The sequence below is a fragment of the Sphingobacterium pedocola genome, from assembly GCF_015209965.1.
GTDB classification, from domain to species: Bacteria; Bacteroidota; Bacteroidia; order Sphingobacteriales; family Sphingobacteriaceae; genus Sphingobacterium; species Sphingobacterium pedocola.
Window position 1 is genome coordinate 911,652 of record NZ_MU158690.1, and the last position, 9,481, is coordinate 921,132.

General features: G+C 42.3%; 5 protein-coding genes. 4 read left to right on the forward strand and 1 reads right to left on the reverse strand.

What is annotated here, in order from left to right; genetic code table 11:
• Nucleotides 1-213 precede the first annotated feature (213 nt).
• The 3 genes from C4F40_RS13955 to C4F40_RS13965 are packed head-to-tail and all read left to right on the forward strand — an operon-like array spanning nucleotide 214 to nucleotide 3,789.
• Nucleotides 214-1,170 (forward strand): AraC family transcriptional regulator, encoded by a 957-nt coding sequence (locus tag C4F40_RS13955; protein ID WP_196939994.1) that lies wholly within the window; start codon nucleotides 214-216, stop codon nucleotides 1,168-1,170.
• Entirely contained in the window at nucleotides 1,164-2,258 is a 1,095-nt protein-coding gene (locus C4F40_RS13960) for an AraC family transcriptional regulator (protein ID WP_196939995.1), read from the forward strand. The genes C4F40_RS13955 and C4F40_RS13960 overlap by 7 nt, the downstream gene beginning before the upstream one ends.
• On the forward strand, nucleotides 2,251-3,789 hold the full coding sequence (locus C4F40_RS13965) for a helix-turn-helix domain-containing protein (protein ID WP_196939996.1): 1,539 nt from the start codon (nucleotides 2,251-2,253) through the stop codon (nucleotides 3,787-3,789). The genes C4F40_RS13960 and C4F40_RS13965 overlap by 8 nt, the downstream gene beginning before the upstream one ends.
• Nucleotides 3,790-3,816: 27 nt before the next feature.
• Here C4F40_RS13965 and C4F40_RS13970 read toward each other — a convergent pair whose 3' ends face one another.
• Entirely contained in the window at nucleotides 3,817-5,292 is a 1,476-nt protein-coding gene (locus C4F40_RS13970; protein ID WP_196939997.1) for a tetratricopeptide repeat protein, read from the reverse strand.
• Nucleotides 5,293-5,690: 398 nt separating this feature from the next.
• Here C4F40_RS13970 and C4F40_RS13975 point away from each other — a divergent pair.
• A partial coding sequence (locus C4F40_RS13975) for a DUF7507 domain-containing protein (RefSeq protein ID WP_196939998.1) occupies nucleotides 5,691-9,481 on the forward strand: 3,791 nt, incomplete at its 3' end.

The window sequence follows — 9,481 nt, forward strand, 5'->3', positions numbered from 1 at the left end:
AACCGTTGAATTGACCCTAAGGTTAAAATTTAAAATACAGATAAGGACGTCTCGCCAGCTGCTCAAAACTATCACATGCGGGCATGCGATCTAAAGGCTGTGCAAGCAATATAATGCGCGGAAAAATGCAAGCAGTGATGTAGCTTTTTAAAATTGAAAATATAACAGACTGCTTATTGCAAGTACTTGATTATACTATAAAATTGAATAACAATGCTATTAACCAAGAAGTTAAATGAGAATGTTTTTAAATGGTTTGCACTATCATTTGCACTCTTGCAGGTGATACATCTCTTGTTTATTTTTCAGGATTATACCGTTCCTATTCCGCTCTTATATGGCCCAATTTTTATAGTGATGTATAAAATAGCGTCTTCGGGCAGGCTTGAAAACCGGATTTCAATGGTGGTTCATTTTAGTGTATTCGTTATCTTTTTACTCTGGTATCTTCTACAATTAGGAAAGCCTAATCCGCTCTATTACGACGTTTATTTTCCGATAATGACCGTGTCGTTGATCGGTTACCCGCTCGTTGCGTTGGTTCGGATGCGCAGGAATATGTCGGATACTTCGGATAAGCTCGCTCTTTTGCGACAGTTAGCCTTTTTGGGCAACGCAATTGGCTTTTTTGTCGGTATGCTATTGCTCAGTCATCGGTGGGGCTTCGAATTGGATGTAGATCCGTTGTACGTGGTTGCGTTTGTAATGGTTTTCTCAATTTTGCTCCTCATCAATTACTTACTTGTCTCCAAAGATGATAAGATAACAGAAACGGAGGAAATTCGACCTGATAAAATACAAGTTGAAATGAATGAATCACTTGTCTGGCAGTGTGAAGAAAAACTAATGACATGTATGCTTGGTGATAAATTATTTTTGGACACCACTTTGACGCTCGATGATCTAGCACAAAAGGCAGGAATCCCGAAGGTACACATCACAGACTATATAAATCAGTATCTACAAACCAACTATTACGAATGGTTGGCAAAATTTCGTATAGAGCACGCGAAGGAACTCCTGGAGCATGAGCACCAGGTATTGAAAATGGAGGTCTTGGCTAACCAAAGTGGATTTAACTCAAAGACAACATTTTACAGATATTTTAAGCAATATGTGGGTATGTCACCTAGTACATATCGGGAAAATATCGAAAGCGCTGCATGGTAATCTGGTTATTATACGCTGCTATTTTGGTTGTTGCATTGCTTGGTATCCATTTATCAAGCTTGGTAACATCACCTTCGCGGTTGAATCAAGTTATTCGCGCATTTTTGATACTTGTCACCATTCACATCATACACGCGGCACTGTTCCGCGACGTCTTTATTGGGCTGAAGTATGTGGATCGAGGTGCGCCCTTTGGATTGTTATATGGCCCCTTGCTTTTTTTTGCATACCGGACAGCACACAACGATATGCTTTCCTTAAAAACGATAATCTGGCATGCATTCCCCTTTATAATCGGTCTGCTTGCTTATAGTTGTTTTTTAGCTTTTTACCAGTTCCGGATGGCATACGATAGACCTTACTTTGCCATTCTTTATGGGCTGATGGCGCTCTCCTGGTTGATTTATCCCATTGTGGTCGTCTTATCCGATAATAGAAGACATACGGATTCGAAATGGATTTATCGATATGCTATTGTGATTCTTTTAATTTTAGCGGCGTTTATGCTTCCATTGGTTATTACCGGCACGGTAAAGGGGCATCGGGCGACCTCCTCTACATCTGGTTTTGTCATATTTCTTTCGATGTTTCTCGGTGTATGCTTAGCCTATTTTTATCAACTGTACCAGCTAACGGGTACGCGGCGGGCTACTTCGAAGGCTAATATTCAAATCGAGAAGCCGAAGCCCTTGCTGGAAAACGATGTAACCGCTATTACGGTGGATACTACGAAATTCCAAAAATATTATGGAAGGATAGAAACGTACCTGCGCCATGAAAGATACCTGAATACCGAATTTAAGATAAGTGGGATGTTACGGGAACTGCGTCTACCCAAGCCGGTAGTAGTGGCTTTTTTTGCAGATGAATATGGTGCTACTGTGAAACAAGCGATCAACTCGCTACGGGTGAAAAAAGCCTGTGAATTATTGGAAATGGAATTTTTGGAAAATAGCATGGAAGAGTTGGCCATGAAATGCGGCTTTAATTCACGGGCATCTTTTTACCGTAATTTCAATCAGGAAAAGGCTTGCACGCCTTTGGAATACCGTGATAACCATTTGTTTAAAAAACGTCGGAATGCATAGATACAACATCTTCTTAAGCTTAAGCATATTCCTTTCCTTTTTTATCTGTTTTATGGTATCCGCCAATGATAAAACGTTTGATCAGCGGTACAATGAGGTGTATAGTGACAAGATCTCTTCTAATGTAATCGAGGCGGAGCGGATAGCCGACTCGTTGTATCAACACGCAAAAGGGGACCTTCAACGGATCAAAGCGCTTATGCTCCTAGCAAATATTAAACACAGCACAGGGGATATTCCGCCTGCACTGCTTTATGCCGTGCGTGCGCATAAAATTGCCGAGTTGGATGGATTTTTGGAATGGGAATCGCGTACAGCGGGTTTTTTGGCAACGACGTATCGAAATGTTGGCTTATACTCGGAATCTAGAAAATATTTAAAAAGAGCAGAGAGGGCTAATGAAAAGCAACGCCAAGCAAATGGATATGTGTTGACAAAAATTAATATCCTGCAGGAAAATGCATTTCATGCCATGAATGACGCGAATTATGAGGCTGCTCTTAAATTTTTAAATGAAGCTAAACAATACGCCGAGAGGGACACGTCATCCAGTCCGCGCGGTATTTTAGTGCGTGCAACGAACGATCAGCTGGTTGGTGTCTGTTATCTAAATACAAATAAGCTTTCTTTGGCCGATTCATCGTTTTTTAGTTCTTTGCAGCTCCTCGGTGATCAAGAAAGTAACTTAAGGCCCTATATCAATCGCGGTCTTGCTGAAGTAGCCTTAATGCGAAATAAGCTAGCGATAGCGGAAGATTACCTGGAAGAAGCTATGCCATACATCGCGAGCTCTAACCGGGAAGAATTAAAGCTCCTGCTTTATGAATCGTACGCAAAACTCTATAGTAAGACGCGGGACTTAGATCGGGCGTCTCATTATAAGGATCTTCATGCAAAAGCACTGGAAAATCGTACAGCAATATGGCAGAATGTAGCGGATCAGTTATTAAACAGCAGAGAAATGCAACAACAGCGTTTTGAAAAGCAAACCGTTGTCATAGCCATAGTCGTCATTGCTTTGGGACTTATCTTTATTTGCTTTTTGATCCTACGTAATCGGCGTGTGGATACGAGCATTCCTATTGTTCGTAAGAGAGATGCTATAGCTTTAGCCGAAACCCTGACAAAGGGTATTTCAGAGACGGATGATGAAGTACATATTGCCGAAGAAACAGAACAAAGGCTTTTGTCGGTGCTGGAGGAACTCGAAAGTACCCAGTTCTATCTCCAGACTGACATCACCTTATCGAAGCTTTCTTCAGTTATGCACTCCAATGTACGTTATGTATCTTATATTTTTAGAAAATATCGTGCAGTTGATTTCAATACTTATCTGCAGAAACATAGAATTGCCTATATCGTGAAGCGTTTGGATGAGGATCCAAATCTGCTAAATTGTAAAATCAGTTACCTCGCCAGTTTGTGTGGGTTTTCTACGCATGGTAAATTCTCTATTGCGTTCCGTGCAGAAACCGGCCTGTTGCCTTCAGAATACATTCAACAGTTAAGGGATAAAGAAGTACCATTCTAATCACCGCCAGTAGATAAGAAAAACTGTCTACTCTAGGTTTAATAAAAAGTTTTTCAGATCACTATCAGGCGGAAGGTTCAGTTTCTTTCGGATCCTGTGCCTTCTATTTTCGATGGAGCGTATACTGCGATGGGTATACCTGGATATCTCCTTCGTATCGAGATTTAGTTTGAGATAAGCGCATATTTCCAGTTCGGAGCTAACTAATTCCGGAAAAGCTAACTGGTTCAGCCTATCTACATATAGTGTAAAGAGCGAGCAGAATTTGGTCAGGAATAGCGGATTATTTGCTTTGGCTAGATCGTAGAGCTCTAATAATTGATCTTGACTAGGGGCAAGTGGTGACTGAGGTGCGGGCTCAATATCCGTAAATATATTGGGATTTGTTTCATCTTTATCGTATTGCTTTCGTTTACCGAACGGTCTGCCGATATACCATGCAAATACGCCAAGGGAAATGCAGACGAGCAGCGTGATGACTATACTTCGGATACGTGCTTTGTTTTGCGGTTTATCAAATTGCTCCTCGGATTTTCTATCGATCGCGATGTTATTTATCAAAGCGTCTTTTGCGCGGTCCAGGCTGTCTTTAATGATAGAATACTGCCGTAAATAATAATCAGCTTCCGTTGTTTTGTTCATTCGGTCATAGGCGCCGTGTAAGCGCAGGTACATACGGCTGGTGTGGTAGGAGTTTTGTTCAGTTTCATTATGTCGAAGAGCCTTTTGAAAGTAAGTTGCTGCTTCCACATATCTGCCGCTATCAAAATAGAGAACTCCTATGGTCTCTAAGGTGTAAAAGGTGTCTGAGACCTTGTAAAGGGTGTCTGGAGGGAATATCTGTAATGCTTTTAAGAGGTACATTTCTGCCGAATCTATTTCCTTTTTGTCCATGAGGCTTGTCGCATAAGATGTTAAAGCCGATGCCATAGCATTTTGCTGTCTAGGGTGACGGTTCGATATGGAACTCATATGCTTGTAAGCAGCTTTTTTCAATTGATGCCGCACGGTTTCTTCTTCCACCATACTCGTCTTCGCCAATAAAGCGTAACCAATCTGATAATGGCTAGAGTCGCTATCTGCTATTTTTTTACCGTAATGGATACTGCGGTCGATTAATCGTAATCCCTCATCTTTGAAGCCTGCTTGCTGGATGATAACTGATTTTATACGGAGGAGGTTGCTTAAATGATAGTATTCCTCACGAGCTAGTACGGTGTCTTCAATCCGATTGATGATTTGTAAAGACTGCTGTCTATCCCCTGACCCGTAAAGTTCTGTTGCCTTACGGATCTGTACGTAGATCTTGTCGCTATGCGGAATACCATCTTCCGTTATTGCATGCGATTTCTTATGAGCCTTTTCTTTATTGACATTATCGGTTGCCTGAGCGGGATACGAGCTGGTCTTACCGAAGGGATAGGTAAGGTCTACGTTGAAGGGCAATGCCTGACCAACGGAAGGAGCGAATAGAAATAAAAAGATAGATAAGAATACGGTCATATTTAAAATAGAGCTGGTGATTAATGTAAGCGTATAATGCGCTGAAGATCTGCATCGCTTAAATGTATACTGATATTCGGCAACCGCTACGAATATCAGTTGGCTTAAGATTACAAAAATAGCGACTATTGAGATGAGTATCGTATGGTTTTTGCGAAAATCACGAGTATGAGTGAGAATGGGAGGTGTTGCCTTCTTGCATTTGTATGTGGCTCTTTTTCAGGCTATTGTTATTCTTTTTTTTGTCTCATTTTTTTAAATGGACAACAACGTTCAAAAATGAGACAGGAATCTCAGCGTGGTGTTAGCATATTTGCGCCGGGAAAAAGTGGGTTTTCGTAACGGAAGATCTATAATCTACCAAACTAATGTTTTTTCTTGAAAATATGAATAGTATCATGAATTTTTTTCAATCGTTAGCTCGGCGAATGGGGCAAGCAAACTGGGTATTGTATCTGGGGGTCTTACTGTTTACACTTATAGGTACCAACGCTTTTGCGGATGGATCTAGGGATTTGTATCCGAACAACGCGACTGGCTTACGTGCTTATCTACGTGCGCACACATCGCCTACTGTAAACTGGCCTTTCGCTAACCATGGCACACATTACGTGTACGCCAAAAGCGGGGAGACGATTACGTTAGCGTCTAGTGCACAGGGGGGCGGAAATGGACGTATTAGATTATACGATCCCACTGGCAGTCTATTAGTTAACAGTACATCAGCCGGTCAAATTAGTAATCGAGCTGCGGAATTGGCCGGACCACAACTACCGGGGCAAACGGGGGGTAATAGGTACACACCCATTTATCATAATGTGACCGCTGAGGGAATTTATAGGATAGAGTTTGTTGCCAGGGCAACAAACGATCCTAGTAATACATATGTGGCAACCGCAAACTGGACACAGAGCAGTAGTAATGCGGGTATTCTTGCATGGGACGTTTCTGTTATTAATACTTCTAATTCTGGTTTTGTAAAAGGACGCGTATATACAAATGTGCTGAATCTTAGTAATGGAACTTCTAGCGCGAATACCAATGGATTTGACGGATTAGTGTATGTATTAACAAAAGATGGTTATACATACCGGGTTAACAACAATGGTAATAATGGACTATATTTTACTTTTTTTGTAAACAATAATGGTTTTATTGATCAAACGACACAAGAGCCCATTTATAAAAGCTTGAATACAACAAGTAATTTGGGCGGACGTGTACACGATCCTAATAGTGGGGATACGGATCGGAATATCACCCATAAGATGTTTTACACGTTACCATCAAACGATTTACCTACAGTAGCAATAGGAGCGGTTCCAAACGGTTCGACCTGGTTGAAAAATGAAGTTGTTACGCCTGAAGTTTCTGGTGTGAAATTGGTAGGTGCAGATAATACACCGGGACAAGTAAGTAATAAAGGTGGATTCGTACAGTTTACCGCTGGTACACAAGGTAATTACACCATCGTTATAGAGAGCACAGCTGTACCGGCCGCATTTGTCACGCGTACACTTACTGGATCCGCTTCAGCTGGACTTAATAATATTTTTTGGGATGGTAGAGACGGATTGGACTCTCCTCTTCCTCCTGGAAATGTTCCCGCAAAGATAACGGTACAGCTACAGGGTGCTGAAGTACATTTTCCATTCTTTGATATGGAATACAATCGATTTGGTACGATTGTAGAACTTTTGGATCATACTAATTTGAATAATGTAGTTTCCGATATTGTATACTGGAATGATACGGACGTATCCGACGGAACCAACGGAAACAACGCTCCCCGGGGACGTTATTCCGACCCCAAAGACAACAGTCATTTACCGCCAGAAAACAGCGTTGGTATTAGTAGCAGGGTAAATGGACATATATGGGGGCTTGGGGGGTCTGGTACGTCGGGCCAGTTTGGAGATAATAAATCCATTGATACGTGGACTTTTATAAAGGGGGAAGCGGTAACGGTGACGACGAATGTAACTGTAAAGATTGCTGATCTAAAAATTTCGAATATCACTCCCGATAAAACTTCCGTTGTAGTGGGGGATGATCTTACCTATACAGTCGGTATAAAAAACGATGGACCAAGTGACGTTACGGGAGCGCCTTTTTCGTTTACCGTTCCAGAGGGGTTTGATCCCGAATCGTTCGCTTTTGAAGCAAATGGTTGTGGAAATGAAGCCGTCGTTTTAAGTTACGATGCCGCTGCACATACGTATTCATCTGTCCTAGATTTACCCAATGGTTGTGAAGTCACATATACCATCACCGGTACGGTGACGGAGACGATGATTTTAGGGAATAAGACCGTTGAAGCAACTATTTTGCGACCAAATGACGTGACAGATCCGGATGCAACTAACGATAGTGATCCGAGCGATCCACTGACGTATGTTCCACCGACCGACCCGTATTATGAATGTGATAATAATGGATTGAATTCTCCATGTAATAATATTCTACAAAATACAACGGTTGTATTTCTTGATTTAATTAAAGTAACCAAGTCAATAGTTGGAAATCCCACAGTTGTAAAATTAGGTGAAACCATTACATATAATATTACCTTAGATAACAGTGCAAATGTTCTTGCCAAATCTCCAGTTAGTGTGTCTGATGTGTTGGCTACCGGCTTAACAGTAATAGATGGATCTATTAGTAATGGGGGTATATATGATCCCTTGACGAGAACAATTTCATGGACCGGGCTTACCGTTCCTGCTAGTGGAACGTTGACGACGAGTTTTGATGTTAAAATAGATGAAACTCTAGCTATAGGTACGCTTAAAATAGAAAATATTGCAACGGCTATCGACCCTGTAGATCCAACTAAACCTATCACAGGCGAGGTTGAGATCCCTACATCGGGACCTGTTACTTCTGCGAAGACGCTTGTTGGCAATCCATCTAGCGTGAAGTCWGGSGAYGTACTGACGTACAATATCACGCTTACAAACAGTTACGGTACAGACCGGACTGGTTTCAGTGTCTCGGATGCTGTGCCATCGGAGCTTGAAAATATCACGAACATCACTAACGGCGGTATCGCTACGGGCAATACGATCAGCTGGAGCAACCTGACGGTAGCTGCGAACAGCACGCTTACACTGAGCTTCCAGGCCACAGTTAAGGCAGGCCTTGCAGCGGGTACCGTTTCGATAAAGAACACGGCGGTGGTTACCGACCCGGAAAATCCTATAGAGCCAGAAGAACCGGAGGTAGAGATCCCTACATCGGGACCTGTTACTTCTGCGAAGACACTTGTTGGCAATCCATCTAGCGTGAAGTCTGGCGATATACTGACGTACAACATCACGCTGACGAACAGTTACGGTACAGACCGTACTGGTTTCAGCGTATCGGATGTTGTTCCATCGGAGCTTGAAAACATCGCGAACATCACTAACGGCGGTATCGCTACGGGCAATACGATCAGCTGGAGCAACCTGACGGTAGCTGCGAACAGCACGCTGACGTTAAGTTTTGAGGCTACAGTTAAGGCAGGCCTTGCAGCGGGTACCGTTTCGATAAAGAACACGGCGGTGGTTACCGACCCGGAAAACCCAACAGAGCCAGAAGAGCCGGAGGTTGAAGTAAAAGTGCCGGCTATTGCCTTGAAGAAGGAAGCTGTTTTTAACGATGAAAATGCTGATGGCTTAGCTCAGGAAAATGAAACAGTGACGTATACCTTTACGATAAAAAATACTGGCGGGATAATCTTAAGCGATATTAATATTGACGATGCTACGATTGGCGTTTCAAATCTTTTACTAGGTTCGGATTTAAACCCAACTGAAGAAGGAATTATCACATATATATATACAATAAATCAACGAGATATTGACGACGGGAGTATTTCTAATATTGCAACAGTAGATGGAACAGACCCATCCAACATCATAGTTCAGGATCAATCCGGGACTGACTTTGATAATGATGATCCTACTGTTACGGATTTGCCTCAGGAAGGTACATTTACGGTAACAAAAGAGATCACAAGTGCAGGTCCTTATGACAGCGTGGGTGACGTAATTGAATACGATATAACAGTAACGAACACGGGTAACGTGACGATCGATAACCTTGTGCTGACAGATGATAACGCTGTTATCCCTGCAGGCGAGGAGAACATCGGCACCCTTGCACCTGCTGCGACGGCGACCMTMTYGGTAACGCATGTGCTTCC

What these genes read in the sequence shown, in the direction of transcription:
- C4F40_RS13955 (WP_196939994.1), top strand. Translation starts at nt 214, where the DNA reads ATGCTATTAACCAAGAAGTTAAATGAGAATGTTTTTAAATGGTTTGCA.
- C4F40_RS13960 (WP_196939995.1), top strand. Translation starts at nt 1,164, where the DNA reads ATGGTAATCTGGTTATTATACGCTGCTATTTTGGTTGTTGCATTGCTT.
- C4F40_RS13965 (WP_196939996.1), top strand. Translation starts at nt 2,251, where the DNA reads ATGCATAGATACAACATCTTCTTAAGCTTAAGCATATTCCTTTCCTTT.
- C4F40_RS13970 (WP_196939997.1), bottom strand. Translation starts at nt 5,292, where the DNA reads ATGACCGTATTCTTATCTATCTTTTTATTTCTATTCGCTCCTTCCGTT.